General features: G+C 63.2%; 24 protein-coding genes. 6 read left to right on the forward strand and 18 right to left on the reverse strand.

The window, feature by feature from the left end; translation table 11 throughout:
• The first annotated feature begins 73 nt into the window (after positions 1-73).
• Positions 74-742, forward strand: coding sequence for a phosphoribosyltransferase (locus FGM15_00890; GenBank protein ID MBU3664421.1), 669 nt, complete (start codon positions 74-76; stop codon positions 740-742).
• Positions 739-1,389, forward strand: coding sequence for a hydrolase (locus FGM15_00895; protein ID MBU3664422.1), 651 nt, complete (start codon positions 739-741; stop codon positions 1,387-1,389). The genes FGM15_00890 and FGM15_00895 overlap by 4 nt, the downstream gene beginning before the upstream one ends.
• 9 nt (positions 1,390-1,398) lie before the next feature.
• Here FGM15_00895 and FGM15_00900 read toward each other — a convergent pair whose 3' ends face one another.
• From FGM15_00900 to FGM15_00910, 3 genes are read right to left on the reverse strand one after another with little or no spacing between them, the layout of a single operon-like run.
• Positions 1,399-2,991 (reverse strand): phosphoglycerate dehydrogenase, encoded by a 1,593-nt coding sequence (locus tag FGM15_00900; protein ID MBU3664423.1) that lies wholly within the window; start codon positions 2,989-2,991, stop codon positions 1,399-1,401.
• A gap of 42 nt (positions 2,992-3,033) precedes the next feature.
• On the reverse strand, positions 3,034-4,536 hold the full coding sequence (locus FGM15_00905) for a glycosyltransferase family 39 protein (protein ID MBU3664424.1): 1,503 nt from the start codon (positions 4,534-4,536) through the stop codon (positions 3,034-3,036).
• Positions 4,521-5,195, reverse strand: coding sequence for a phosphatase PAP2 family protein (locus FGM15_00910; protein MBU3664425.1), 675 nt, complete (start codon positions 5,193-5,195; stop codon positions 4,521-4,523). The genes FGM15_00905 and FGM15_00910 overlap by 16 nt, the downstream gene beginning before the upstream one ends.
• A gap of 27 nt (positions 5,196-5,222) precedes the next feature.
• On the opposite strand from FGM15_00910, the gene FGM15_00915 reads away from it, so the two are divergent.
• Positions 5,223-5,930 carry an outer membrane lipoprotein-sorting protein gene (locus tag FGM15_00915; GenBank protein ID MBU3664426.1) on the forward strand — a complete coding sequence of 236 codons (708 nt, stop codon included), beginning with the start codon at positions 5,223-5,225 and terminating at the stop codon, positions 5,928-5,930.
• Between the two features lie 19 nt (positions 5,931-5,949).
• On the opposite strand, the gene rsmA is transcribed toward FGM15_00915, so the two are convergent.
• Genes rsmA through FGM15_00970 form a run of 11 tightly spaced genes read right to left on the reverse strand, consistent with a single transcriptional unit; the run spans position 5,950 to position 16,188 of the window.
• Positions 5,950-7,338 carry a ribosomal RNA small subunit methyltransferase A gene (gene rsmA / locus FGM15_00920; protein MBU3664427.1) on the reverse strand — a complete coding sequence of 463 codons (1,389 nt, stop codon included), beginning with the start codon at positions 7,336-7,338 and terminating at the stop codon, positions 5,950-5,952.
• Positions 7,301-9,061: a phosphoenolpyruvate--protein phosphotransferase gene (gene ptsP / locus FGM15_00925; protein MBU3664428.1), complete on the reverse strand. Its 1,761-nt coding sequence runs from the start codon at positions 9,059-9,061 to the stop codon at positions 7,301-7,303. The genes rsmA and ptsP overlap by 38 nt, the downstream gene beginning before the upstream one ends.
• 40 nt (positions 9,062-9,101) lie before the next feature.
• On the reverse strand, positions 9,102-9,407 hold the full coding sequence (locus tag FGM15_00930; protein ID MBU3664429.1) for an HPr family phosphocarrier protein: 306 nt from the start codon (positions 9,405-9,407) through the stop codon (positions 9,102-9,104).
• A complete protein-coding gene (hprK, locus tag FGM15_00935) occupies positions 9,407-10,363 on the reverse strand; it encodes an HPr(Ser) kinase/phosphatase (GenBank protein MBU3664430.1) in 957 nt (318 codons plus the stop codon). Before hprK ends, FGM15_00930 begins: the two co-directional genes overlap by 1 nt.
• A 12-nt stretch (positions 10,364-10,375) precedes the next feature.
• Positions 10,376-11,149: an LPS export ABC transporter ATP-binding protein gene (gene lptB / locus FGM15_00940; protein MBU3664431.1), complete on the reverse strand. Its 774-nt coding sequence runs from the start codon at positions 11,147-11,149 to the stop codon at positions 10,376-10,378.
• Positions 11,146-11,685: a hypothetical protein gene (locus tag FGM15_00945; protein MBU3664432.1), complete on the reverse strand. Its 540-nt coding sequence runs from the start codon at positions 11,683-11,685 to the stop codon at positions 11,146-11,148. Before FGM15_00945 ends, lptB begins: the two co-directional genes overlap by 4 nt.
• Entirely contained in the window at positions 11,682-12,131 is a 450-nt protein-coding gene (locus tag FGM15_00950; protein ID MBU3664433.1) for a hypothetical protein, read from the reverse strand. Before FGM15_00950 ends, FGM15_00945 begins: the two co-directional genes overlap by 4 nt.
• A complete protein-coding gene (locus tag FGM15_00955; protein MBU3664434.1) occupies positions 12,121-12,936 on the reverse strand; it encodes a 3-deoxy-8-phosphooctulonate synthase in 816 nt (271 codons plus the stop codon). Before FGM15_00955 ends, FGM15_00950 begins: the two co-directional genes overlap by 11 nt.
• Before the next feature lie 32 nt (positions 12,937-12,968).
• Positions 12,969-14,258, reverse strand: coding sequence for a 3-deoxy-D-manno-octulosonic acid transferase (locus tag FGM15_00960; protein MBU3664435.1), 1,290 nt, complete (start codon positions 14,256-14,258; stop codon positions 12,969-12,971).
• On the reverse strand, positions 14,258-14,809 hold the full coding sequence (rsmD, locus tag FGM15_00965; GenBank protein ID MBU3664436.1) for a 16S rRNA (guanine(966)-N(2))-methyltransferase RsmD: 552 nt from the start codon (positions 14,807-14,809) through the stop codon (positions 14,258-14,260). The genes FGM15_00960 and rsmD overlap by 1 nt, the downstream gene beginning before the upstream one ends.
• Positions 14,810-14,811: 2 nt before the next feature.
• Positions 14,812-16,188 carry a hypothetical protein gene (locus FGM15_00970; protein ID MBU3664437.1) on the reverse strand — a complete coding sequence of 459 codons (1,377 nt, stop codon included), beginning with the start codon at positions 16,186-16,188 and terminating at the stop codon, positions 14,812-14,814.
• A gap of 113 nt (positions 16,189-16,301) precedes the next feature.
• On the opposite strand from FGM15_00970, the gene FGM15_00975 reads away from it, so the two are divergent.
• Positions 16,302-17,021, forward strand: a complete 720-nt coding sequence (locus tag FGM15_00975; protein MBU3664438.1) for a rhomboid family intramembrane serine protease — start codon at positions 16,302-16,304, stop codon at positions 17,019-17,021.
• A 6-nt stretch (positions 17,022-17,027) separates the two neighbouring features.
• On the opposite strand, the gene FGM15_00980 is transcribed toward FGM15_00975, so the two are convergent.
• Both FGM15_00980 and FGM15_00985 read right to left on the reverse strand, forming a co-directional pair.
• The gene (locus FGM15_00980; GenBank protein MBU3664439.1) at positions 17,028-17,255 is read right to left on the reverse strand and encodes a hypothetical protein; all 228 of its coding nucleotides are present in this window, start codon (positions 17,253-17,255) and stop codon (positions 17,028-17,030) included.
• Positions 17,256-17,279: 24 nt separating this feature from the next.
• Positions 17,280-18,620 carry an aminotransferase class III-fold pyridoxal phosphate-dependent enzyme gene (locus FGM15_00985; GenBank protein MBU3664440.1) on the reverse strand — a complete coding sequence of 447 codons (1,341 nt, stop codon included), beginning with the start codon at positions 18,618-18,620 and terminating at the stop codon, positions 17,280-17,282.
• Between the two features lie 128 nt (positions 18,621-18,748).
• On the opposite strand from FGM15_00985, the gene FGM15_00990 reads away from it, so the two are divergent.
• Positions 18,749-19,177 (forward strand): DUF302 domain-containing protein, encoded by a 429-nt coding sequence (locus FGM15_00990; GenBank protein MBU3664441.1) that lies wholly within the window; start codon positions 18,749-18,751, stop codon positions 19,175-19,177.
• Positions 19,178-19,225: 48 nt separating this feature from the next.
• Here FGM15_00990 and FGM15_00995 read toward each other — a convergent pair whose 3' ends face one another.
• A complete protein-coding gene (locus FGM15_00995) occupies positions 19,226-19,978 on the reverse strand; it encodes a sulfite exporter TauE/SafE family protein (GenBank protein ID MBU3664442.1) in 753 nt (250 codons plus the stop codon).
• Positions 19,979-20,011: 33 nt separating this feature from the next.
• Complete coding sequence (locus tag FGM15_01000) at positions 20,012-21,382, reverse strand: dipeptidase (protein MBU3664443.1); 1,371 nt, start codon at positions 21,380-21,382, stop codon at positions 20,012-20,014.
• 113 nt (positions 21,383-21,495) lie between these two features.
• Here FGM15_01000 and smc point away from each other — a divergent pair, with 113 nt between their 5' ends.
• Entirely contained in the window at positions 21,496-25,281 is a 3,786-nt protein-coding gene (smc, locus tag FGM15_01005) for a chromosome segregation protein SMC (GenBank protein ID MBU3664444.1), read from the forward strand.
• Position 25,282: the final 1 nt, after the last annotated feature.

Consider the following 25,282-nt stretch of genomic DNA (forward strand, 5'->3'; position numbering starts at 1 on the left):
GGGGTGAATACCCCACGCGGCATAAGGCGGTTTCGCATTTTGGCGGACGATAGGGCCGATTAATCTGAATGCGATGAACGAAGCAGGCGTTCAGGTTTTCGCCGACCGCGAACAGGCAGGAAAACTCCTCGCCTCGAGGCTGCAGCGTTATGCGGGCAGGAACGATGTGGTTGTCTTGGGATTGCCCCGCGGCGGCGTTCCCGTTGCGGCGGAGGTCGCGCGGGCTTTGAGGGCGCCCCTGGACGTTCTGGTTGTCCGCAAATTGGGGGCGCCCGGCCAGGAAGAGTTGGCGATAGGTGCCATCGGCGAGGGGGGTATCCGCGTGTTGAATGCGGGACTGGTGCGCACTCTGGGGCTGGGCGAGGCTGATATCGACCGCATTGCGTCGTGCGAGGAGCGCGAGTTGGAACGCAGGGTTTCGGCTTACCGCGGACGCCATGATGCTCTTCCGGTCGAAGACAAAACGGTTGTCGTGGTCGATGACGGAGTTGCGACGGGCGCCACGATGCGTGCCGGTCTTCAAGCGCTGCGGGCGGCCGGTGCTGCCCGGATCATTGCCGCTGCGCCGGTGGGTTCGGTCGATGCCGTTGCCGCTCTCGATCAGGACGCCGACGAGGTTGTGGTGCTCGAAACGCCGGAGTGGTTCAGTGCTGTCGGGCAATGGTATGAGGATTTCGGGCAGACTTCGGATGACGAGGTGCGCGCGTTGCTTGCGGCGATCCGCAAGGAGATCGGTGTATGAGCCGGAGCGTCCGCATCGAATTGCCCGACGCAGTCCTGGAGGGTGATCTGGAAGTGCCCGCAGGCGCCGAGGGACTTGTCGTCTTCGCCCACGGAAGCGGGAGCAGTCGTCACAGCCCGCGGAACCGGTTCGTGGCCCGGTGGCTGCAGCAAACGGGTCTCGGCACTTTGCTCATGGATCTTCTGACCGCGGAAGAGGGGGAGATCGACGATCAGACGAGGGAGATGCGCTTCGACATCGGGTTGCTGGGCCGGCGCGTCGCGCAAACCATCGAATGGGTCGGCGGGAGAAAGGATACGGCGAAGCTTGGAATCGGCCTCTTCGGGGCGAGCACGGGAGCCGCTGCGGCGCTGGTTGCCGCGGCGGAACTTCCTCAAGATGCTGTGCGTGCGGTCGTTTCTCGTGGAGGGCGTCCCGATCTCGCAGGGAACGCACTTCCGCTGGTCAGATGCCCCGTGCTCCTGATTGTCGGCGGCGAAGACGACATCGTTATCGGGCTCAACGAACAGGCCAAAGGGCAGATGGCCTGCACGGTCGATCTGGCCATCGTGCCCGGCGCGACGCACCTTTTCGAGGAACCGGGCACCCTCGAGAAGGCCGCGGATCTCGCGGCGGCGTGGTTTTGCCGGTATCTTCCGGCGCAGTAGGAAGGCGGATCAAAGACGCAGAACGCGCGCGCCGTAGATGTCCGGATCGCCGCGCAGTTCGGCCATGACATTGTCGGCGGGTGCCGAGTCGAGGTTGAGAACGGTGAGGGCGGTTCCTCCGGCTTGGTCGCGTCCGAGCGACATACCCGCAATGTTGATGTTGTGCTTGGCCAGCAAGGTCCCGATGTGACCGACGATTCCGGGACGGTCGCGGTTTTCCAGCAAAAGGAGAACGCCTTCCGGTTGCGCTTCGACGTGCTTGCCGTTGATGACGACAACGCGGGGTTTTTGCCCGAAGAATGTTCCGCCGACCGATGCGCCGGCCCCGGAATCTTCCGCGATCACGCTGATGAGGTCGGTGAATTCGCTGCTGTCGCTGACGCGGGATTCCACGACCTGAAGTCCGAGGTTGGCCGCGAGGCCGGGTGCGTTGATCTCGTTGACCTCGTCGCCGCTGATGTGAGCGAGGAAACCTTTGAGGATCGAGCGGGTGACGGGGGCGGTGTCGAGGTCGCGGGCTTTGCCGCTGTAAACGATGCGCAGTGTGCCGCAGCGCTTCGGGGCGATCTGTGCCACGAAACGGCCGAGGCTTTCTCCGAGGCGCAGGTAGGGTCCGAGCACGGCGAGCGTCTTGGCATCGACGCTCGGGGCGTTGACCGCGTTGTTGATTGTGCCGTCGAGGATCGCGGCGCGGATGGTATGGGCTATCTCGATGCCGACACTCTCCTGGGCTTCCGCGGTCGAAGCGCCGAGGTGCGGGGTGAAGACCACGTTGGGTGCGGTGCGCAGAGGGTTTTCAGGACCGGGAGGTTCTTCCTCGAAAACGTCAACCGCCGCGCCGGCGAGATGACCCGACGCGAGGCTCTCGGCCAGCGCCTTTTCGTCGATCAGGCCGCCGCGCGCGCAGTTGACCACGCGGGCGCCTTTTTTGAGCAGGGCAAGTCTCCTCGCGTCGAGCATGTGCCGCGTCTCGTCGGTGAGCGGCATATGCATGGTCACGAAGTCGGCCCGGGGCAGTGCTTCGTCGAGATCCTCGACCAACTCGACCTGCAGGCTTTGGGCCCGCGCTTCGGAAAGATAGGGGTCGTAGGCAAGCACGTGCATGCCGAAGGCGCGGGCGCGTTTGGCGACTTCCGTGCCGATGCGACCCATCCCGAGCACGGCGAGCGTTTTGCCGTTCAGTTCGACGCCTTGGAAACTTTTGCGGTCCCATTTGCCGGATTTCACGCTCGCGTCGGCCTGGGGAATTTTGCGCGCCACGGAAACGAGAAGGGAGAAGGCGTGCTCGGCCGTGGAAACCGTGTTGCCGCCGGGGGTGTTCATCACCACGATCCCGCGCCGCGTGGCTGCATCCACATCAACGTTGTCAACGCCGACACCGGCGCGACCGACCGCTTTGAGCTTCGAGGCGGCGGCGATCACGTCGGCACCGACCTTTGTCTGGCTGCGCACGACCAAGGCGGAATACTCCGGGATGATCGCCAGCAATTCGTCGTGCGGGAGGCCGGGGCGGAACGTGACGTCGAGTTGTCCGCCCTCGGCGAGGGCATCAACCCCGAGCTGCGAGATCGGATCGGAAACGAGAACTTTCGGTTTGCTCATGGAGCAGGGGAAATTAAACGAAACCCCGGCTGTCCGTCACGTTCACAATGGGAGAGTCGAGTAATCGGAGCACAGATAAATACGGAGGATTTGGCCCGGTGCCGTTTCGATTTCGGCAACAAGCCTCACGGCGCCGAAAGCGGCGGTGACAGCCTGGGGAAGATTGCCGGGCGCGGCGGTTCCGACGAAAAGGGCCGACCGGCCGATAAACAGATTGGTGCCGCTTTGTTCGGTAAAGGGGTCGGCGCCCTCAAGCGCGGCCTGCCGCGGTGCGTCCACGAACTGATCGTATCGCGGCCACAGGGCGAATTGGCTGTCGGCGTAAGGCGACTCGAGGACATAGACCGAGGGATGACCGGGCACGGCGAAGGTCGAGTCCTTCAATCGCAGGGCGATGGATGATGCAAGGAGCGCGTTCTCGGCGATGAGAAAAACGGGTGTGCCCGTGGTGGCGCTCTGCTCAAGACGCAGTTTTTCGATTGCTTCCACGCTCTCGCCGGAGATTTTCGCGGGTGGAGGTTGTCCAACTGCGAGTGCGAGCGCCGTCCAGACAGCCGCTGCCGGATAGGCGGCGACAACAAGCCCTTGCACGCGCCACTTGCCGATGTATCCGGGAATCCACGAAAGGAGTGGAACGGTCAGCGTCCCCGCGAGAAGCATCTCCGTGTGTGCTGTGCCTCCCCTCAGCGCCACATAAGCCGCCTGTATCGAGGCGGCCAAGGCCGGCACCAAGAGAAACTTCGCACGCCTGCTCGCACTTGACTGCACAAGGGCGAGGCAAATGGCTGCGATCAGGCAGGGCGCGAAGAACGGCGTAAAGTCGCGGGCAATATCCGTCAAAATGCGAAAGGATTGCGCCCAGTGCAGGGATAGTGATGACCGCAAAGTTTGCCCGATGAAATGCACCCAGCCGTGGGTGGAATTCCAGTGGAGGAGCAAAGCAAGCACAATGGCCGGAGCAAGGGCCGACATCCAAAAGCCCGGCAGCAAGAGTTGCTTCCGCCAACGGTGCGAGGCGCACAAAACCACGGCGAGGGCGGGCACAAGCAGCCATGCAGAGTAAGAAAAGAAAAGTGCGGCAGCGGCGGAAAGACCGGAGGCCAGCCACCAGACCGCAGAGTCGTTTTCCAATGCGCGCCACGCGCACGCGGCAAAGGACAACGCGAACAAAGCAACCGGCAGAGCAGGTGTCGCCTCGAGCGCGGCGGTGTTGAACGCGGGAAAGAGATTGAGAGCCGCGGCCCCGGCAAGCGCCGCGCGCTTGTCCGCGATGCGGGCAATGAGCAGATAAACCGCGACCGTCGCCCAAAAGGCGAGCAGCGGCCATGCAAGCCGGGCTCCGAGGGCGCTGGCGCCGGCCAATTTGATGCCCGCATGAACAAGCAAGGGAACGCCTGCCGGACCGTCGAAGGTGGCCACGTCCGGTGCCTCGCCGCACAGCGCGAGGTATGAGTCGCTTGCCGAAAGTTCCTGCGGAGCAAGAACCGCCCAGCGCAAGGCTGTGACCAACGCCAAAAAAAAGAGCAGAATCAGGCGCCCGCGCATGATGTGCAAAAAAGCCGCGGATGCCGGGCCGCCAAGCCGGGCAGAATGCGCGGCCCGACACGCCGCCAGATCCACCCGTAGGCGGCGAGAAGTCCCAGCGTGAAGACGACCGAAAGAACGGCGCTGAAAAGGACGTCGGATGGCCAATGCGAGCCGGTGGCAACCCGCGACAAGGCGACGAGCGCGGCCACGGCGTAAAGCCATGCCCCTCGGAACTTGTAAAAGGCGGTCACAATGGTGGCGAAGGCGAACATGTTCCACGTGTGTGCCGACGGAAATGATTTCCCTTTGGCCGGAGAGGGCGCGATTTCGGCCTTTCGAACATTGGGAGGTGCGCCAAGAGCAAGCAAACGCGGTCTTGCCGGCGCAAGATCGACGAATCTGGCTTCGATCAAAGTTTGGTGAGGCCGGGGGCGACCGAATGCTTTTTTCAAGGGGTTGATCACCCCCGCCTCCATGATTCCGATCGACAGGGCGATGCAGACGAGCATGGCACGGGCACGAAATCCGCCGCGCCAGGCAACCAGCAGCCCCGCGACAACGAAGAAGGGGAACCAAAAGTCCAAACTCGAGACGGCCGCCCAGAACATGTCGAGCGCCGCGCATCCGCGGTCGGCGTTGAGCCACAGAAAAAGTTGCTGGTCGAGAGCGGATGGCACCTGTGGTAGTGTTGGCGCTGCCCGGGCATGAGACAAGAAATGATGATACGTGTGGCGATGCGCGCGGGGGCTGTGGTGGTGGCCGCTGCCCTGTGCGCGTCCGGATTGGTTGCCGCGCCGGATCCGGACCCGGAGGAACTTTTGCGTGTCGCGCGGGCGGCATCGACCAGCAATGACGCCGAGGTGCAGGGGCGTTTGCGCGCAGGGGAGGCGGTCACGCCTTTCAGTCTCCGTGTCGGTTCCGGCAAACTCCGTTTCACTTTTGCGAATCCCGACCGCGTGCTGGAAGTGCGCTTGGGCGACGAATCGTCGGGGGTTTACGATGCGCGCGGACGTGAGGTTCAGAAGGGAATGATGGAAAGCGTGGCAGAGGGCAGCGGTGTCACGGTCGAGGATTTGTCCCTGGGTTTCCTTTACTGGCCCGATGCGAGGTTGCTCGGTCGCGAGACAGTGAAGACGCGTCCTTCATGGAACATCGAGTTGCGGCCCGGCAAGCGCGGCTCGGAGTTTGCCATCGTGCGTGTCTGGCTGGACGAGGAGAGCGGCGCGCTCCTGCGCATCGAGGGTTTCGATTGGCAAGGGCACCTGTCACGGCGCTTCGAGGTTGTTTCCGGACAGCGCATCGACGGCAAGTGGATGCTCAAGCAAATGCGCATCGAGAAGTTTGAGCCGGGAAATTCCGCGCGGGCCGTGTCCCGCTCTTACCTGGAGATCCTCGGCAAAGAAAGTTCCTGATCCCGCGCGGGCCGCCTGGCTACCGGCGACGCGCTGTTTCCGAGTAAAGCCGCCATGTTTCGCGGAAACCCGGGGCGAAGTCGCCCGGGCGCGACCGCATCCATTGGTCGATTGTGGCGGGCTCGAAAAACTCCGCGGCTTCAACCTCGGCCGGAGGCAAAACAAATGGTCCCTCGTGAATCCCGGTGAAAACCTCGACGAATTCATGACCGGTCTCCGCGGAAGCTGATATTCGTCCGACACTTTCGAGGTTGCTTTGGACGCCGAGTTCTTCCTCCGTTTCGCGCGCAGCGGCGCGGGCATAGTCTTCGCCCGAGTCGAGGTGACCTGCCGCACTCGAGTCCCATTTGAGCGGTTCGCGGTCTTTCCACGCCGATCTTTTTTGCAGGAGCAATTCGCCAGCCGCGTTGAAAATCAAAACATGGACCGAACGGTGGCGCAGATTTTGCCCGTGAACCTCGCAGCGCGGAGCGGTTCGCAAAACGCGGTTGTGCTCATCGACCACGTCGAAAAGTTCGTGGTCGTGCTGGGCGACTGTGGCGGCCGCAGGGTCCATTGCCGCCGCGAGATCGACCCATTGGGCCACCGAAAGATTTTCCGCCCGGCATGTCGGAGGCACCGCGTGCCGGTTGCACCATTCGCCCCATTTCTCCGGTTCAATTTCGATAAGGTTCCGCAGTTGTTTGCGGCGCTGGCTGAATCCGCGCTGCACGATGTCGTCGAAGAAAGCTGCGCGCACCGGAGGATAGGTCCGGGGTGGCAAAGGCTCGAGAACCACGATGGCGGAGGAAACTGCGGGTTCGGGAAAAAACACACCGGGCCCGAGGCTCCGCTCGCGGCTGATGCTCCACAGTCTCTGCAAGCGGACGGTCAGCGCGCTGTAATCCGCGGTCCCGGGCTTCGCGGACATCCTGACGGCAAACTCGTCCTGCACGCCGAACACGGCCCGAGCGGCGGGCGAAACGGGTCCGAGAAAATTTCGTAGGACCGGGGACGTGACGTAGTAGGGAAGGTTGCCAATGAGAGGAAACGGTCCGTGTATCATCAACGGGCGCCAGTCATAGGTGACCGCGTCCGCCGTCTCCACGGTCAGTCCCCGGCCCTCCGGGAGCTTGCGGCGCAGCCAGTCGGCCAAGCGTGCGTCCTTTTCCAGCGCGAGCACTTGCCGGCAAATTCCGAGCAGATGCGCGGTGATCGCACCGAGACCGGGGCCGATTTCGAGTGCGAACGGCGAACCTTGCGGGACGGCTGTCGTGGCTATGAGGCGCGCGATGTTGGCGTCCCTCAGGAAGTTCTGGCCGAGGCCTTTTGACGGACGCAGTTGCAGTTCTTGCAACGCATCGCGGATGTCGTGGTAACGCACGCGGGGATCAGCGTTCGAAAAGCTCCGGGTAGCACTTGCGGGCAAGTGCGCGGCTCAGGTCCTCGATCGCATCCGGGTCCGACATTCCGCGCGCCTGACCGGCGAGTTCCCGGCATTCCGAGAGGTCGAGGGATTGCACGGCCTTTTTGATGCGAGGCACCGACGCTGCGCCGACACTCAATTCGTCGATGCCGAGGCCGAGGAGCAGGGGAGTAAGATGGAATTCCGACGCCATCTCGCCGCAGACGCCGACCCAGATGCCCTGCTCGTGCGCGCCGTCCGCAGCGAGGGCCATGAGTTGGAGCACCGCAGGGTGCGTCGGCTGGTAAAGTTTGGTGATCCGCTCGTTGCCGCGATCGACGGCGATGGTGTATTGCACGAGATCGTTCGTCCCGATGCTGAAAAATTTCACCTCGCGGGCAAGGTGGCGTGCCACGAGCGCCGCGGCCGGAACCTCGATCATCGTGCCGGTCTCGATATCCGGGTTGAAGGGCTTGCCTTCGTTGCGCAGCTCATCCTTGCACCGCGCGAGCAGCGCGTTGGCGCGACGGACCTCGTCGATCGAGGAAACCATGGGATACATGACGCGCACGTTGCCGTGGGCCGAAGCGCGCAGGATGGCGCGGAGCTGGGTCCTGAAAAGTTCGGGCTGGTCGAGGCAAAGGCGGATGGCGCGGCAGCCTAGGAACGGGTTGTGTTCGGACGCCAACTGCGGCAGTTGCATGAGTTTGTCGCCGCCGATGTCGAGCGTGCGGATGATCACGCCGTGCGGAGCGCATTTTTCCGCGACCAGCCGGTATGCCTCGTATTGCTCGTCCTCGCCGGGGAGCGCGGGCTTGTTGAGGAAAAGGAACTCGGTCCGGAACAGGCCGACGCCTTCGGCGCCCGAAGCGGCAACCGAGTCGATTTCTCCCGGAAGTTCAATGTTGGCCGAAAGGACGATGTGCCGCCCGTCGCGCGTCGTGGAAGCCGTGTCGCGGATGGCTTCCAGCCGCTGGTCCACCTCGACCATTTGCTTTTCGATGCGTCCGTAGTCCGAGCGGGTTTTCGCCGAAGGTCGCAGAAAAACCTTGCCGGTGTAACCATCGAGCAGGACCGGGTTGCCGGTGGCTATTTTTCCGCAGGCCTCGGGCAACGCCACGACGGCGGGAATGCCCAAAGAGCGGGCCATGATGGCGCTGTGCGAGGTCCGACTGCCCTGCTCCGTCACGAAGCCGCGGACGAACTCGCGGTTGATTTGCGCCGTATCAGACGGAGTCAAATTGACCGCCACGATGATGTGGGGGCGTTCCAGCTTGTGCAGTTCGTCGCGATTTTTGCCGAGAAGATGGCGGATGATGCGTCGCGTCACGTCTTCCACGTCCACGACGCGCTCCTGGAGATAGGGGTCGTCGATCGCGGCAAGCGAACGGCAGTATTTTTCGGCCACTTGGTGGAAGACGAACTCGATGTTGTGGCGGTCGCGCTCCAACCCGCGGACGGCTTCATCGATGAGGGTGCGGTCCTCGACGACAAGAAGGTGGGCGTCGAAAATGCTGGCATCGGCAGCGCCGATCGCGGAAGCGATGCGGGCTTGGATATCGAGAAGTTCCTGGCGCGTCGCGATAAGGGCCGCCTCGAAGCGAGCTATCTCGTCGGGGATTTCATCCTCGGTGATATCGCGCAGGGGAATCTCTTCCTCGTTGCGCCATTGCACAACGGCCTCCGCTTCCGCGATGCCCGGCGAAACGCCCAAGCCTTGGAGAACGCCCTCTCGATCCTCGCCCATTACGGGCGATTTAACCGAAATCCGCGCTCAGGTCAAAAAGTCAATCTTCGTGGAAGCGCTTGGCCACGAGTTCCTCGATCTCGCGGAGGAACTTCTCGGCGTCGGAACCCTCGGCCGAAATCTTGAGTTTCGAGCCGTGGCCCGCGGCCAGCATCATCAGGCCCATGATGCTTTTGCCGTTCACTTCCTCGCCGTCTTTTTCCACCCAGACATCGGCCTTGAAGCGGTTCGAGGTTTTGACGAATAGGGCTGCGGGCCGGGCATGCAGCCCGTAGCGGTTGAGGATGATCAACTCGCGCGTGAGGCGCTTGCCGGCTGAATCCGATTTTTTGGCTAGAATTCCCATTATTCTGACTTGGGCTGCATCACTTTAATCAACTTGTCATTGAATTCCAGCGCGCTGTTGATGCCAAGCCCCTTCAGCTTCTGGTCGAGGGCGGCGACTTCCACCAGACGTCCTAGGTCCCTGCCGCTTCGCACCGGGATGATGACGTGCGGCACGGAGATGCCGAGAATCTTGTAAGTGTGGCGGTGCAGGCCGTGGCGGTCCACTTCCTCCATCTCGCGGTAGTCTTTCAGGGTCACGACCAGGTCGAGAATTTTTTCCGGGCGGATGCTGCGCACGCCGAATACCGAGGCCACGTTGATGATGCCGATGCCGCGCACCTCCATGTGGAAGCGGGTCAACTCGGCCGAGCGTCCTACCAGTTCTCGTCCCTCGATCGAACGGAAGCGCGTGATGTCGTCGCTGACCAGGCTGTAGCCGCGCTCCAGGAGGCTGAGCACGCACTCGCTTTTGCCGATCCCGCTGGCCCCGCGTATGAGGGTGCCGATGCCGTGGATATCCACCATGCTGCCGTGCTCGCTGCTCCGCGGGGCGAAATCCCAGTCGAGCGCGATGGTGGCCGCGTTGATGAACTTCATCGTGATCATCGGCGTGCGGAACACCGGGACGCCGAAGGTTTCGGCGAGCTTCGGCACCGGGGCGGGCACGCCCGCGTTGCGCGCGATCACCACGCACGGCATGGCGGTTTGGAAGAAGCGTTTGAGCCGGTCGGCCCTCATGCGGGCCGGCATGCTCTGCAGATAGCTGAGTTCCGCTCCGCCGAAGACCTGGACCCTTTTCGGGGCGAAGTAGCTGTAAAAACCCGTGAGAGCCAGGCCCGGACGGTTGACCGTAGGCTCGCGAATAAGGCGGTCGAGGCCGCGCTCGCCGGCGACGAGTTCCAGGCCGAGGGTTTCCGCGTGGTGGCGGTGGAAGTCCCCGACGCTGATGGGTTTGACTTTTGCGGCTGCGGGCATGGCCGTGCGGGCTTACATGGTGAAACTCTCGCCGAGATAGAGCCTGCGGCTTACCGGGTCGTTCAAGAGGAAGTCCTTGCTGCCTTCGCTTTCCACGCGCCCTTCGTAGATCAGATAGGCGCGATCAACAATCGAAAGCGTCTCCCGCACATTGTGGTCGGTGATCAGGATGGCCAGGCCGGCATCGCGCAAATTGGTGATGATTTGCTGCACGTCGAAAACGGCGATCGGATCGACGCCGCTGAACGGTTCGTCGAGCATGAGCAGGCTGGGGTTGGTGACCAGCGAGCGCGCGATGGTCAGACGGCGTTTCTCGCCGCCGCTCAAGGTCAGGGCCTCGTTTTTCGCGATGTGCTCGATGCCGAACTGGTGCAAAAGTTCCTCGCATCGCGCCTTCCGTTCCGTCCTCGTGAGTTTTGTCGTCTCGAGGATCGCCATGATGTTCTGCTCCACCGTGAGCTTTCGGAAGATGGATTCCTCCTGCGGAAGGTAGCCCATGCCGGACCGGGCGCGCTTGAACATCGGGAGCCGTGTGACATCGTCGCCGGCGAAAAACACCTTGCCCCCGTTCGGACGGACGAGCCCCACGATCATGTAAAAAGTGGTCGTCTTGCCCGCGCCGTTCGGCCCGAGAAGACCCACGACTTCCCCGCGGCGGACATTGATATCGACGCCGTTGACGACGGCCCGGCCGCCGTAAATTTTGACCAGCTGCTCGGTGCGGAGCAGGGGGTGCCCGGTATCGGTGGCGGAATGGGCGGCGGTTTCTGGCTGCACTGCGCTCATGGAATTTTGGGGGCGGCGGTATCGGTTATGACGGTCCGGCTTGGTCCGTCTGTGGTGGCCTTCCCGTCGCGATTGAGGGTCATTCGTGTTCCCGGTGACGTGGCGATATGGCGGTTGATGCCTTGCTGGATTTCCGGACTGCCGGTCAGCGTGATGCTGCCCTTCGCCGGGATGTATTCCGCACGCTGAGCGCGGCCGGTGGCGGCTTTGTCGGTTTCGCCCTCCTTCGTTTGCTGCACGATCACCACGCGCCCCTCGGCAATTGCGCGTTCGATACCCGAGCGGTCGGCAGTGAGTTTCACCGTGAGTTTATCCGAGCTGAGCAGGAAGCTCGGGTCGTTCACGCGCACGCTGCCGACAAAAACAGCGGTGTTTTCGGCCTCGTTGAAAGTGGCCTCTTTTTGCGCGGTGATTTCGGTCTTGCTGCCCATCGGGCGATCCTGGGCGAGGGGCCCTAGGCCGAGCGGGTCCGGCGCTGTCTGCGCATGCAGCATTGCGGCGGAGAAGGAAAACAGAACGGCGAAAAAGGTCTTCATGGCTGGAACTTCTCCGTGCCGGTGACGACCATGGTCACGGGACCCTGCAGGTGGCTTGACCGCGTGTTGACGTCGAATTGTAGCTGGCGTCCGGTGATCTGCACGTTCTCGCCCTTGATGGTGGAAGAGCTGCTGCCGGTGAGCAGATTTTTCGTGCGGTCGAAAACCGCCTTGCCGAGGACGACTTCGAGCGTGGGTTTTTGCGGATCGTCCTCGAAAATCTCGATCGTCATGTCGTCGAAGTTGAACTGGTCGTGGCTGGCCCGTTCGGCCTGGGAGGCGTTCATGCGAAGGCTCAGTTTTCCCTGGGCGTTGAAGTGGGGGACACGGATGTCCTTTACGCTTTGCCCGATGTTGACCGGGATGTCCACGGGGCCCGAGGCGTCCTGCGCGCGTGCCGCGGCGAGGAACAAAAAGCCGGTGATGAGCGCGCTCTTAAAGTGCATGGCGGATCGCTGCCAGTTTGCGCAGAAGGCCGGGCAACTGCGCGAGAGGAATCTGGTTGGGGCCGTCGGAGGGCGCCTTCGCCGGATTTTCGTGGGTCTCCAGAAAAACACCCGAAGCTCCGGCCGCCACGGCCGCGCACGCCAGAACCGGCGCCAGACGGCCGTCACCGGTCGTCCTGTCGCCGCCACCCCCGGGCCTTTGCACGGAGTGTGTCGCGTCGAAGATCACGTGATAGCCCTGCTCCTGCACCCACGGGATCGATCGCATGTCGGCAACCAAGTTGTTGTAGCCGAAAGTCGTGCCGCGCTCCGTGAAGCAGAACTTCCGGCATCCCTCCGCGAGCAGTTTGTCCGCGATGGGCTTCACCTCCCAGGGCGAGAGGAACTGTCCCTTTTTGACGTTCACCGCCCTGCCGCTGCGGGCCGCGGCGCTGATGAGGTCCGTTTGCCTGCACAAAAACGCCGGGATCTGCAGCAGATCGACATGGTCCGCGGCGATCTCGACCTCCTGCGGCGAGTGCACGTCCGTGGTCACCGGAATGCCGAATTCTTCGCGTATGGCGGCGAGGATACGGCAGCCTTCCTCCGGCCCGGGCCCCCGGAACGAGCGTCCGGATGTGCGGTTGGCTTTGTCGTAGGAGGCCTTGAAAACGAACGGAAGGCCGAGACGCGCAGTGATTGTGACCAGACGGGCGGCCGTCCGGCGCGCTGCCTTCTCGCTCTCGATCACGCACGGGCCGAGAATCAAGGCGAGTTCCTTGCCGCCGAACGTGACATGGCCGACTTTGAAAGGTTTGCCTTTCATCCGCGCGAACTTACACGCAGCGGGCGGCGGAGTCACTCCCGTTGAACTGCCGCCTCGATGAGATCGGCAGTCCGGGCGACCGCGCCGCGGTGCGGTTTGAGCGCGAGCAGGGCTGCTTCGGTAGTTTTTTTTCTCAGGTCGCCATCGGCAAGTTGGCTCCGGAAGGCTTCCAGCAACGAATCTTCGCCGGAAACTTCGACCGCCCCGCCCAACTTCAGGAGGTTGTCGCGAAGGTCGGCGAAATTTTCCATGTGCGGCCCGAAATTGACGGGCCGTCCGGCCATGATCGCTTCCACCGGGTTCTGCCCGCCGCGCCCCGTGATACTTTTTCCGATGAACACGCAGTCCGCGCAGGCATACCAATCGCGCAGTTCGCCGGTGGTATCCACCAGCAAGACGTCGGGTCCGGAGCCATCAGGTGCCGCACTGCGCAAGGCCACGCGCAGGTCGCCGGCAGAAAGCTCGGCGACGATCTCGCTTGCGCGCTCCGCATGGCGGGGAACCAAGATCAGCTTCACGCGGGGAAACGCGGTCTTGAGCCGCCGCAACACTGCGGTCATCAGGGCTTCTTCGCCGCGGTGCGTGCTGCCGGCGAGGATTACAGGGTCCGAGGCGCCGAAGCCCCATGCCGTCAAGATCGGCCGGAAGTCGCGCGGCGCGCTGTTGCTGTCCGCCGGATCAAATTTCACGCTTCCGGTCACGTGCAGGCGCGAAGCCGGAACACCGAGCCGGCGCCAGAGTTCCGTGTGTCCGGGTTCCTGCAGTCCGATCGCCGAGAGATGGCGGGTGGCGGCCTTCACGATCGGCGCAAAGCGCAGCAGGCGGCGTTCGGAGCGGGGAGAGACGCGGGCGTTGATCAAGAGGATCGGTATCTGGCGGCGCGAAGCGTCCCATATGAAATTGGGCCACATCTCGCTCTCGGTCAGAACCACCGCGCGCGGCCGAACGGTGTCGAATGCACGGCGCACGAAAGCCGCGACGTCGAGCGGTCCGTAGATCGCAACCAGCCAATCCTTCTGCTTGGAGAGCGCGATGGCGTGGGCCGTGGATGTCGTGTTGGAGATCACGAAATGCCAGTCCGGGTGCCTGCGGTGCAATTCGTCGATGACTTTCAAGGCCACGAGCAATTCGCCGACGCTGACTGCATGGACCCAAATCCAATCGCCATTTCCGAACCTCACCCTGATTTCCGGCGAATACCGCGCGAACCGTTGTCCGAAATCCTGCTTGAATCCTCCGCGCCGGAACATGCGGACCAAGTAGCGCGGGAGGGCGACGATGAGCCCGAGCGGCAGAAGGAAATTGTAGAGGAACCGGATCATCAGGCGTGGCGTTTGCGGTAAAACGCGACCCAAGCCTGCCCGTAACGCTTGTTGCGGAGCAACTCCCAAGCGCCGGTCTCCGGCGGCGGTTCGATCGGCAACTCGACGACAAAGATCGCGTGCAAGGCCGCGCACGCGGCGAATTTCGCGTCGGCGAGCAGTGACACGGGATGCGCTGCATCCGCAGGATCGAGGGCAAACGGCGGATCGGCGAAGATCAGGTCGAGTGATTGCGGCGAGGCCGTGGCGATGAATGATGCCACGTCCTGCTGGCGCACGTTTCCGTCGAGCTTGGCGCGCCGGAGATTCTCCCGGATGGCGGCGACGGATTTGCGGTTGCTGTCCACGAACATGCAGGACGCCGCACCCCGGCTCAGGGCCTCCAGACCGATGGCGCCGCTTCCCGCGAACAAGTCGGCAACCCGCGCGCCGACGACCGCCTCGCCGAGACTCGAGAAGACGGCACCGCGCACGCGGTCCATCATCGGTCGTGCCACGCCTGCGGGGCATTCCAGGCGCAATCCTCCCGCCGTGCCGGCAATGATCCGCATGGTCAGGGCGCGCCGATAAGGTTGAGGAAAAGCTCGCCGACGCGCCCGCCTGCGCCGCCCCCGAAAAGGCTCGAGGCCAGATTGCTGCTCGGTTTCTCGAGTGTTCCCGTCACGCGGAAGCGGACCTCGTGATACCCGGAAAAACTCTCGCGGTTGCTCTCCGGAATTTCCCGCCGCGTCAACGATGTCAGTCGTGCTGCAACGGGCGGACTGAGCAGCAGGTGGCCGCGCAGATCGAGCGTGCCCGTGCGCGTCACGGTGCCCGACAGCTCGACGGCGAATTCCTCCGCGCGCAGCCAGATCGGTTCGATGTGCAGAAGGTCGTCGTCGAGACGAAGATCGGCCGTGGCTTCCTTCAAGTTGACCCCGCGCGCCTCGCGGATCCCCAAGATCTCGCCGAGCCCCTGCAGATAAGGCGACGGAACAAGCCGCCCCTCGTCGATTTTTACCCGGCCATGACCCGCGACCGTGCGGCCCGGAGCATTGCGGCCCTCGAGTTCGACGTCCGTGGAAAGGCGACCCTCGATCCGCGTTCCGCCGAACGACGAGGGCAGAGTGAGACGCGCCATGTCCAGCCCGTCCAGGCGCAGCGACCATCGGTAAGGCGAGCCTTCCTGCTTCGTGGCGATGCGTCCGCTGCCGGAGAGCGCCCCGCCGGACACATCCCCGCGGATATCCGGAAAAGAAAGATTGCCGCCATCGAGGGCGAAGCCCGACTCGAGTCCCGTCGCGACAAGCAGCCCCGCGAGCACTGCTTCGGGAATTCCCGCGGTTCCCTTGGCGTCACCGTTCGCATCGAGCGAAGCCGACGCAGTGATGCCGTCCGCGTCGAGCAATGGCCAGCCGTCGCGGTTCTCGAAGACCATGCGCGAACGCAACACTTGCAACTGTTCGACCCGCACCTCGAACGGCGCCGCGGTTTCCTGAGCGGGCTCCGCAGCGGGAGTGGTCGCGGCGGCGGGCGAGCCGGCCGGCATCGGCTTCGCGTCCAAAGCGCGACGCGGGATCCGCCATTGCCCCCCGGAATTCTGGCGCCATGTAACCACCGCTTCTTTGAGACAGACGCTGCTGACCACAAATTGCCTCCTCAGGAGCGGTGCCAGGCGGAAGCGGATCTGGAACTCTGAAGCCTCGACGAAGTTCACACCGGCGTTGACCATGTCCGGTATGACGATCCCTCGAAGGCGGATACCGTCCCATGGCGTGTAAAAAGTGCTGCGCACGGTAAGGGGAAGGCCGATGGTGTCCATGGCCGCCTTGCGCAACTCGCTCTGCATCGCGGCCGATTGCAGCTGCACGTTGACGGCAACGACCGCCACGGCGATCAACAGAATGATCGCCGACAGCGCATACAGACACGGCCGGAGGAAGGGCGGCATTGGTCGGAAAGACTAACGCAACGGCAAGAGATGCAAAGAGCCAACCGTGCGTTGTCGCACTGACGGCCGGCTGATAGACTCGTCCGGTGGATGCGTTGAGAGAAAAATTCCGCATGGCGCCGGCGACGGTGATTTTGGCGGCGAGTCTTGTTGCTTGCTTCGTTCTCGAAGTGCTTCTGGCCGGAGGCAGCCGCGGGCTGGTGCTCGGGCGCTTTTCGCTGAGCGGCGACGCCTTGGCCCGGGGCGACTGGTGGACACTTGTCACGCACATGTTCATCCATGGTAGCCTGCTTCACCTGATCGTCAATGTGCTCGGGCTCTGGTTTGTCGGACCGGAGGTCGAATTCCTTCTCGGACGCGCGAAATATCTCGTGCTTTATCTCGTGTCGGGAATATCCGGCGGGCTTCTCCAGACGGCATTCGCCGCGTCCGACTCCGAATTGATCGGTGCGTCCGGCGCGGTTTGCGGCATTCTTTTGTCCTTCACCACGGCTTATCCGGATGCCCCCCTGCAAGCGCTGCTGTTCTTTGTCCTCCCCGTGAGGATGAAGGCGAAAACGCTCGGCCGCGGTGTCATAGTCGTCTCTTTTCTTTGTGCCGTGCTGCGGATTTTTCCGCGCATCGGGCATCTCGCGCATCTCGGCGGCGCGCTGGCCGGTGCCGCGCTGACCAAATGGTGGGTGCCCGCAATCGTGCCGCCAAGGTCGCGGTCCGGTGATCGTTCCGCATTGGACGATGTGCTTCGACGGGTGATGGAAGAGGGGATCGAGGGCCTTTCCCCCGCCGAGCGGCGGATTCTGGAGAAGCTGGATCGGCGCCGAGGAGATCGCTGAGAGAAATCAACCGGCGTCCGCTTGATCCATGCGGACTTCATCGAGGGCCGCGCTTGCGGAATCCAGTGCTGCACAGGCTTCGTCGAGCGAACCCAAAGCCGCGGTCAGCGGTGATGCCTTGGCCCGCGGCAAATCCCCGAGGGCAAGACGTGCGCCCGTGATAGCGTTGTGGGCCTGTTGGATGCAGCGATCCGCGGCGCGCAGCCGTTTGGCCCGAGGGTCGAGAGAGTTCATGGAAAAGGTCGCGTCAAGAGCGGTTCACAACCGGCCGAAGCATTCATCGAGCACATCCAAAAGAAAATCCGCATCGGCTTCGTTCACGCACATGGGCGGGGCGATGCGGAGGGTTTGTCCGCGGAGGCCGCCCTTGCCGAGGAGCAATCCTAGATCGCGCGCTGTTTCGAGAACCTGTGCGCACTCGGCGGTCCCCGGTTCTTTCGTCGAGCGGTCTTTGACAAGCTCGATGCCTTGCATCAGTCCGCGCCCGCGGACGTCGCCGATGGCCTTGTGTTTGGCCTTGAGTTTCGCGAGGCCCGCGGAAATGCGTCGGCCAACCTTGTGCGCGTTGTCTTGCAGGTTTTCCGCTTCAATCACTTCAAGAACGGCTTTGCCGATGGCGCTGGCGACCGGGTTGCCGCCGAACGTGTTGAAATGCACTTTGCCGACAAGCGACGCGGCGATCTGCGGCGTGGTGACCACGGCGGCCAGAGGGAAGCCGTTTCCGATGCCTTTCGCCATGGTGACGATGTCCGGAACCACGCCTTGGGTCTCGAAGCCCCAGTAGTGGGAACCGAGGCGTCCGAAGCCGGTTTGGACTTCGTCCGCAATACAGAGACCGCCCGCCGCCTTCACATGTGCGTAAGCATGCTTGAGATACCCGCTGGGAAACTCCACGAAGCCGCCGACACCCTGCATGGATTCCGCAATGAACGCGGCGACTTTTCCGGGAGTTGCCGAGTCGATCAAGTCTCCCACGTCGCCGGCATACTTGGCGCCGGCTTCCGGATCGTCCGAGCCCCACGGCCCCCGGTAAGGGTAGGGAGCGACGGCTTGGTGCACCCCAAAGCTATGCGGCACATTGTATTTCCAAGTGCTTTGGCCGGTGACTCCCATCCCCGAGAAGTTGCCGCCGTGGTAGGCGTTGCGGAGTGAAATAACATCGTAATTTCCCGTGTGAACCCGCGCCATGAGCAGCGCAAGGTCGTTGGCCTCCGATCCCGAATTCACGAAGTAGCAGACTTTGAGATCGCCGGGCAGCTTGGACGCCAATTTCTCCGCGTATTCCGCCACGTTGGGATGGAGATAAATCGTCGTCGTGTGTTGCAACATCTCCGATTGCCTCCCGGCCGCGGCGACGACGTGCGGATGGCAGTGGCCCACGCTCACGGTGACGATGCCGCCGATGGCATCGAGGTAGCGCGTGCCCGCCTCGTCCCACACGTATTGCATCCGCCCCTCCACGATCATGAGGGGCTTTTTGTAGTAGAGAAAAATGCCGGGGTTCAGGAACTCCCTGCGCAATCGCAGCACCTCCTCCGGCGGCAGGCCTTCATAATGGCGTGGGGCATGACCGCATGGCGGCAACTCGGGGCATTTCATCGGGAAAGCGGATTTGCATGCACGCTACACGAAGGCGGCGAAAAGGCGAAGCTTGCGCAGCAAATCCCGCCTTCCGGCATTTTCGCGGCGGATTGCAGTCGCGGTGCCGGCCCGGTTAAACTCCACCCATGAACAACCAGCAAACCTCACCCAACCCGGATTCCCCGGTTTTCAGTCGCACGACGTCCACTCCGGCGGATGCTACGGCCGCGCGTTTGATGGAAGTTGCAAAGGAGAACGGTTTCGGCACGCTCCACAGCTACGATCTCAAGCAGATCCTAACCTCCAAAGGTTTTCCGCAGACGAAAGCCTGTCACGTGCTTGAAGTTTGCAATCCCGCGCAGGCGAGCAAAGTTCTGGCGGCCGATTACGGCATGAACATCATGCTTCCCTGCCGTATTTCGGTGTATGAAGACGATGGAAAGACGGTCATTGCGATGGCGCGCCCTGCCTCGCTGATCGGCCTTTTTGCGCCGAAGGCGGAACTGCAGGCCGTCGCGCGGGAGGTGGAGTCCACGATGGTGAAAATCATCGAGGATACGGCGGGCGGATCGTGATCTCTCCGAAGTTGCGGCGATCCGCCGCGCGCAAATCCGGACGAAGGCTCAGCCTGCGGACGCGATGAGTCTGATTGCGGCACCGATGGCAAAGCAGATCGTGATCCATTCGAACAGGCGTTGCGGCACGCGATGCAGCAGCATCCTCCCGGCGATGCCGCCGACAAGAACGACCGGCAGCAGTGCGAGGTCGAACAACAGCGACGGCAGTGTGATGAGCCCGAGTTGCGCGCTGAATGGCGCCTTTGAAATGTTCACGATCATGAAGAACCATGCCGCCGTCCCGACAAATGTCATTTTGTCCATGCGACGCGCGAGGAAGTAGAATGCGGTGACCGCACCGGCCGCGTTCGCGAGCATGGTGGTCACACCCGTCGCCAGCCCCGCGAACAGTCCCAAAAGCGGGTGCTCCGTCGCGCGGCGCATCATGCCGGGGCAGCGCCGCTGCACGATGGTCAGCGCCATCAACCCGAGGATCAGCCATCCGAGCAACCGCGTGAACGCGCCGTCCGGGATCCGCGGCATCAGCCACCAACCGATGACAATTCCTGCGAGCGTTGCGGGGAGAAGCCGGATGAGGTCGTTCCAGTTCGCGTGGCGCCGGTAGAAACGCACCGCAAGCAAGTCGGCAAAAATCATCAACGGCAGGAGGGCGCCCGTCGATTGCTTGGCCGGAAAAAGCAGGGCGAAGAGCGCGACGGAAACGATGCCGAGTCCTCCGAAGCCCGTCTTGGACATGCCGACGCAGAACGCAGCCCCGATGGCGATGGCCCAAGTGGAGAGTGAATGGAGGTCGGGCACGCTGCGGCGGAATAAGGCGGGGCCGGCTGGCGGTCAGCCTGCTGTCGCGGCGATTTCCCGCAGCAGGTTCTGGTGAAGACGCAGGCCGGCCTCGAAGTTGTCCAAAGGAAAATTCTCGTCTGGTGCGTGGGCTTTGCAGTCCGGCGCCGCCAGGCCCAGCAGCAGCGTGTCGGACCCGAGCAGTTCTCGGAATGTCTGCACGATGGGAATGCTGCCTCCCTCGCGCATCAGGGCAGGCTTGCGTCCGAATGTCTGCTCCAACGCGCGCAAGGCGGCCGCGCACCACGGTGTTTTGAGGTCGAGGAGATAAGGGAGCCCTCCGTGGCCGCGGACGATCTCCATCTCGACACCCGGCGGCAGGAGGTTTTGGAAATGAATTTCCACGAGGTTGAGCACGCGTTCCGGTTTCTGGTTCGGGACAAGACGGAACGTGAGTTTTGCCGACGCGCTGGAGGGAAGCACGGTCTTGGTGCCGGCGCCTTGGTAGCCGCTGGTCAGTCCGTTGATTTCCGCGGTCGGACGTATCCCGATGCGCTCGACGCTGCTGAAACCTTCCTCGCCGGAGAGCAGAAGCACTCCCGTCTCGCGCTGGTAATCGGATTCGCTGATCGGCAGCGCGGCGAGCGCCTCGCGCTCGGCCGGATCCGGTTTTGCCACGTCGTCATAAAATCCGCGCACCGCCACGCGCCCTTTCTCGTCGTGCAGTCCCGCAAGCATCCTCACCAGGGCCGTGGCCGGGTTCATGACCGCACCGCCGAAAATTCCGGAATGAAGGTCTGTGATAGGTCCGCGCACGATGATTTCCATGGCCGCGATGCCGCGCAGGCTTTGGGTCAGCGTGGGATGCCCCTCCGCGACCATCCCGGTGTCGGAGATGGCAATGACGTCGCAGCGCAGGTCATTGCGGCGCGCGCGGATGAAATCGTCGAGATTCGTGCTGCCAACTTCCTCTTCGCCTTCGATGAGAAAGATGAGGTTGACGGGCAGGCTGCCTTCTTCGCGCAGAAGATGGATGGCGCCGAGAACATGCGCGAGAATCTGGCCCTTGTTGTCGGTGGCACCTCGGGCAAAGACGCGTTTGTTGCGGATGGCGGGCTCGAAGGGCGGCGAGGTCCACATTTCCAAGGGTTCCTCGGGTTGCACGTCGTAGTGGCCGTAAATCAGCACTGTGGGCTTGCCCGGGGCCTCGGGTCCGCGCGCCAGCACCGCCGGGTGTCCACCCGTTTCTGCGACTTCCGCGCGGAATCCTCCATGCCGCAAAAGCCCGCAGAGCCACTCCGCGCAGGCCCGCATCTGCGGGGCATGGTCAGGCTTGGTGGAAACGCTGCGGAAACGCAGGAAATCGAAGAGCAAGTCCAAGTCGGACTTTCCTTCGAAAGAGGGGTGTGGCCCGGTCGGCTGCATGGGGCGGGCCCTACATATAGTGGGTTGCCGCGCCGCGGGCCACTATTTGTTGTAATGAAGGTTGCCAAGGCTCCGGCGCGCGCTTACATAGTGCTTTTGCGTGCTTTTTCCCCATGTTTCTCAAATCACTCGAACTGGTAGGTTTTAAATCCTTCGTCAACAAGACGCACCTGGAATTTCACGAGGGCATCACTTCGGTGGTCGGCCCCAACGGCTGCGGCAAATCCAACATCCTCGATTCCATCCGCTGGTGCCTCGGCGAGCAATCGGCCAAAGCCCTGCGCGGCGGGGAAATGGCCGACGTGATTTTCAGCGGGACCGACTCGCGCTCACCGGTCGGAATGGCGGAAGTCTCGCTCACGTTCGGCGGTTGCGCGGAGCACCTTGGCACCGAGTGGGAGGAGGTTTGCGTGACGCGGCGCATTTTCCGCGACGGCAAGGGGGAATACCTGCTCAACAAAACCCCGTGCCGTCTGCGCGACATCCACGAACTGTTCATGGACACCGGCATCGGGCGCAGCAGCTACTCGATCATGGAGCAGGGCAAGATCGACCTGATCCTGAGCAGCCGCCCGGAAGACCGCCGCGCGGTGTTCGAGGAAGCCGCGGGCATCACCAAGTTCAAAGCGCAAAAAAAGGAAGCGCTCCGCAAACTCGAATACACCGAGGCCAATCTCGTCCGCGTGAACGACATCATGCGCGAGGTCAAACGCCAGATCGGCTCGCTCCAGCGTCAGGCCGGCAAAGCGCGCCGCTATCAGGCCATTTCCAACGATCTCAAGGTCCTCGAGCTTAATTTTGTCCGACGCCAGCACGACGAGATCGCGGCCTCGCAACGCGGTTTGCACGACACGCTGCGCTCCCTCGAAGTCCGCTGGCATGAAACGGCGACTTCTTTGGAAGAAGGAGAGGCTGCGGTTGCCGGACATCGGGCGCGTCTCACCGAACTCGAGCAGCAAGTTGAATCCTCGCGCCAGTCGATGCAGTCCATCCGCGATCGCATGGTGCAGGCAAGAAGCCGTGCCTCGCACAATGAAGAGACGTGCGAGCAACTTCGCCAGACGATCGCCCGTTGCGGCGAGGAGATGGCCGCCGCCCGCGAACGCCAGCGTATGCAGCGCGAGGAGATGGGGCGGACGGACGAGCAGGTGACTAAGGTCTCGGCCGAGTTGGCCGAGCGCTCCGCCGCCCTCGACGCCCTCCAGGCCCGCCTGCGCGAAAGCGCGGGTCGCCGCGAGTCGTCGCAGCAATCCTTGGAGGCACTGCGTGCCGAGATCAGCAAGGCGGAGAACGAATCGCTCCGTTTGCAGGGCGAGTTGGCCGGACTCGAGGCGCGGCGCGAAGCCACCCAGGCCCGCATTGAATCTCTCGAGAACGAAGGGCGCCAATTGTTCGACGCGCAGTCGGTCGCGAGAAAGCGTCTGGAAGACACCGCAGCCCAAGTCGCGTCCGCAACGGAAGCGCTCCACGCCGCCGAGGCCGCGCTGGACCGCGCGGAAGCCGAGGTCGAGCGCGGCGAACTCGAGCGCCAGCGCGTCGAGCAGGAAACCGCCGCGGCCCAACGGACGCTCGCCCAGATCCAGTCGCGTCTCGAAGTGCTCGAGCAACTCAACCTCGAAGGCGAGGGGGCGGCGCCCGGGGCGCAGGCCGTGTTGCGCGGGTTGGATCGTCCGGACCACTTCAAGCCGTCCGTGCGCGGAATGCTCGGCAGCCTTCTCAGCGTTGAGCCGGGCTTTTTGCCGGCCATCGAGGCCGCTCTCGGAACGCGCGGGGATACCATCGTGTTGACCGACAAGGCATCGGCCCGCGAAATCCTCGAGTCCCTCTACGAGCACAAACTCGGCCGCGCCAGCGTGGTGAGTCCCAACGGGAACCATTTCGCCGCACAAGGCCCCGCACCGGACGGATCGCTCGGCTGGGCGGCTGACCGCGTCCGTTGCGACAGCGAGGATGTGCAACGTTTGGTGCGCGGCGTGTTGAATGGTGTCGCCCTGGCGACGAATCTCGACCATGCAACGGAATTGCGCGGACGGTATCCGGCTGTTGCTTTTGCCACGCAGCACGGGGAGCTGATCGATGCCGCGGGCATTGTGACCGGCGGACGCGCGGGCGAGGGGGCGACATCCGCCCTGCAGCGCCGAGATGAAATCGCCTCGCTCGGGCAGAGGCTGGCGGTGGTCCAAGCAGAATTGGTCAACCACGAGGCCGCCCGTGTGGCCGCGCTTTCGGGACGCGATCGACAAAAGGAAGTGCTCGAAGCCGCGCGGGCCGATATCCGCACCAAGCAAAACGAGCTTGCCGGGCTGCGCGCCAACCACGGCCTTTTGGAAAAGGAATTGCAGGAGGCGGGCAGCCGGTCCTCCGCTTTGCAGCGCGAGCGGGAGCGTGCCACGCAGGATCTCGAAGGGGCGAAGCAGAAGGCACAGGAGCTGTCCGGCCGCATCGCCGAATGCCGTCGGCAGGTCGAGGAAGCAAACGCGAAGTCGGCCGAGGTTATGGAGCAGGCCCGCCGCGAAGCGGGTGAGGTTGAGGCGGCGGCCGAGCAGTTCAACGAGCTGCGCGTGCAGCTGGCCGCAGCCCGTCAACTCGAGGAGAGTCTGCAAGCCCAGCGCGCGCCGATGCTCAGCCGCATCGAGGAGTTGGAAGAAACCGTGCGTCAGCGGGAGCTGGAAAAGTCGTTCGCCGAAGCGCGGGTCCAATCCGTGCAGGAACAAACCGAGGCGCTGGGGCGCGAAGCGGCGAATTTGCAGGCGGAGATCGACACCAAGCAGGGCGATCTTGATGCCTTGCAGAAAGAGCGATCGGGGTTGCAGGCCGAAGTGCAAGTGGCGGACGAGACCTTGCGCCAAAAGCGCCGCGAGCACGCCGAGATGCAGGACCAGAAAGGAAAGCTCGAGGTTCAGGCCGCCGAATTGCGTCTGAAGGTCGAGAACCTCGCGGATGACATCCGGCGCCGCTACCATGTCGAGCTGGGTGAGGTGCCCATGGACAGCTACGCGCTGCACTGCGCCGTTCGTGAGCACCGCAAGCGCCGTAAGGCCCGGCCGTCATCCGCGGAAGCGGACGCCAACAGCGAGGTGGAAGGCGAGGAAGCGCCCGCTGTCGCGGTGGATGCGCCGGTTGTCGAGGAATCCAAGGAAACCTCCCCCGAGGGAATCGAAGCCGAGTTGGACTGGAACGAGATCGAGATGTTCGTGGCCGAGTTGCGCGACAAGCTCGACTCGATGGGCCCGGTCAATATCGATGCCATTCAGGAGTTCGACGACCTGCTCGACCGTCAAAAGTTCCTCGACGAGCAGTTCACCGATCTCACCAACTCGAAGGAAGAGTTGCTCGAGGTGATCAAAAAGATCAACGCCACCACGACCACGCTCTTCGCCGAGACATTCGGTAAAATCCGCGATAATTTCCGCGAAACCTTCCGCGAGCTGTTCGGCGGGGGGAAATCCGACCTCGCGTTGATGAACGAGGAAGATCCGCTCGAGAGCGGCATCGAAATCACCGCCAAGCCCCCGGGCAAGCAGCTCCAGTCCGTTTCCCTCCTGTCCGGCGGCGAACGCACCATGACCGCGGTTGCTCTTCTCTTCGCCATCTACATGGTCAAGCCGAGCCCGTTCTGCATCCTCGACGAAATGGACGCGCCGCTCGACGAATCGAACATCAACCGATTCCTCGCCATGCTCGACCGCTTCGTGAAGCAGAGCCAGTTTCTTGTCATCACCCACAACAAGCGCACCATCGCGCGGGCCGACGTGCTTTATGGCGTGACCATGGAAGAGCAGGGCGTGAGCAAGCTGGTCGGCGTCAAGTTCACGGACTCCACCGGCAAGTTCTCGACCGCCAAGGCGCCGGCGCGCGCCGAGGAATCCGCCGGGGAGTTGGAAGCGGCGGAAGCCTGAT

This window comes from Chthoniobacterales bacterium, from assembly GCA_018883245.1.
Classification (GTDB): Bacteria; Verrucomicrobiota; Verrucomicrobiia; order Chthoniobacterales; family JACTMZ01; genus JACTMZ01.

Bases quoted from the DNA above. Each gene is read 5' to 3' on its own strand.
- FGM15_00890 (MBU3664421.1), top strand. From the start codon at position 74: ATGAACGAAGCAGGCGTTCAGGTTTTCGCCGACCGCGAACAGGCAGGA.
- FGM15_00895 (MBU3664422.1), top strand. From the start codon at position 739: ATGAGCCGGAGCGTCCGCATCGAATTGCCCGACGCAGTCCTGGAGGGT.
- FGM15_00900 (MBU3664423.1), bottom strand. From the start codon at position 2,991: ATGAGCAAACCGAAAGTTCTCGTTTCCGATCCGATCTCGCAGCTCGGG.
- FGM15_00905 (MBU3664424.1), bottom strand. From the start codon at position 4,536: ATGCGCGGGCGCCTGATTCTGCTCTTTTTTTTGGCGTTGGTCACAGCC.
- FGM15_00915 (MBU3664426.1), top strand. From the start codon at position 5,223: ATGAGACAAGAAATGATGATACGTGTGGCGATGCGCGCGGGGGCTGTG.
- ptsP (MBU3664428.1), bottom strand. From the start codon at position 9,061: ATGGGCGAGGATCGAGAGGGCGTTCTCCAAGGCTTGGGCGTTTCGCCG.
- FGM15_00930 (MBU3664429.1), bottom strand. From the start codon at position 9,407: ATGGGAATTCTAGCCAAAAAATCGGATTCAGCCGGCAAGCGCCTCACG.
- hprK (MBU3664430.1), bottom strand. From the start codon at position 10,363: ATGCCCGCAGCCGCAAAAGTCAAACCCATCAGCGTCGGGGACTTCCAC.
- lptB (MBU3664431.1), bottom strand. From the start codon at position 11,149: ATGAGCGCAGTGCAGCCAGAAACCGCCGCCCATTCCGCCACCGATACC.
- FGM15_00945 (MBU3664432.1), bottom strand. From the start codon at position 11,685: ATGAAGACCTTTTTCGCCGTTCTGTTTTCCTTCTCCGCCGCAATGCTG.
- FGM15_00950 (MBU3664433.1), bottom strand. From the start codon at position 12,131: ATGCACTTTAAGAGCGCGCTCATCACCGGCTTTTTGTTCCTCGCCGCG.
- FGM15_00955 (MBU3664434.1), bottom strand. From the start codon at position 12,936: ATGAAAGGCAAACCTTTCAAAGTCGGCCATGTCACGTTCGGCGGCAAG.
- FGM15_00960 (MBU3664435.1), bottom strand. From the start codon at position 14,258: ATGATCCGGTTCCTCTACAATTTCCTTCTGCCGCTCGGGCTCATCGTC.
- rsmD (MBU3664436.1), bottom strand. From the start codon at position 14,809: ATGCGGATCATTGCCGGCACGGCGGGAGGATTGCGCCTGGAATGCCCC.
- FGM15_00970 (MBU3664437.1), bottom strand. From the start codon at position 16,188: ATGCCGCCCTTCCTCCGGCCGTGTCTGTATGCGCTGTCGGCGATCATT.
- FGM15_00975 (MBU3664438.1), top strand. From the start codon at position 16,302: ATGGCGCCGGCGACGGTGATTTTGGCGGCGAGTCTTGTTGCTTGCTTC.
- FGM15_00980 (MBU3664439.1), bottom strand. From the start codon at position 17,255: ATGAACTCTCTCGACCCTCGGGCCAAACGGCTGCGCGCCGCGGATCGC.
- FGM15_00985 (MBU3664440.1), bottom strand. From the start codon at position 18,620: ATGAAATGCCCCGAGTTGCCGCCATGCGGTCATGCCCCACGCCATTAT.
- FGM15_00990 (MBU3664441.1), top strand. From the start codon at position 18,749: ATGAACAACCAGCAAACCTCACCCAACCCGGATTCCCCGGTTTTCAGT.
- FGM15_01000 (MBU3664443.1), bottom strand. From the start codon at position 21,382: ATGCAGCCGACCGGGCCACACCCCTCTTTCGAAGGAAAGTCCGACTTG.
- smc (MBU3664444.1), top strand. From the start codon at position 21,496: ATGTTTCTCAAATCACTCGAACTGGTAGGTTTTAAATCCTTCGTCAAC.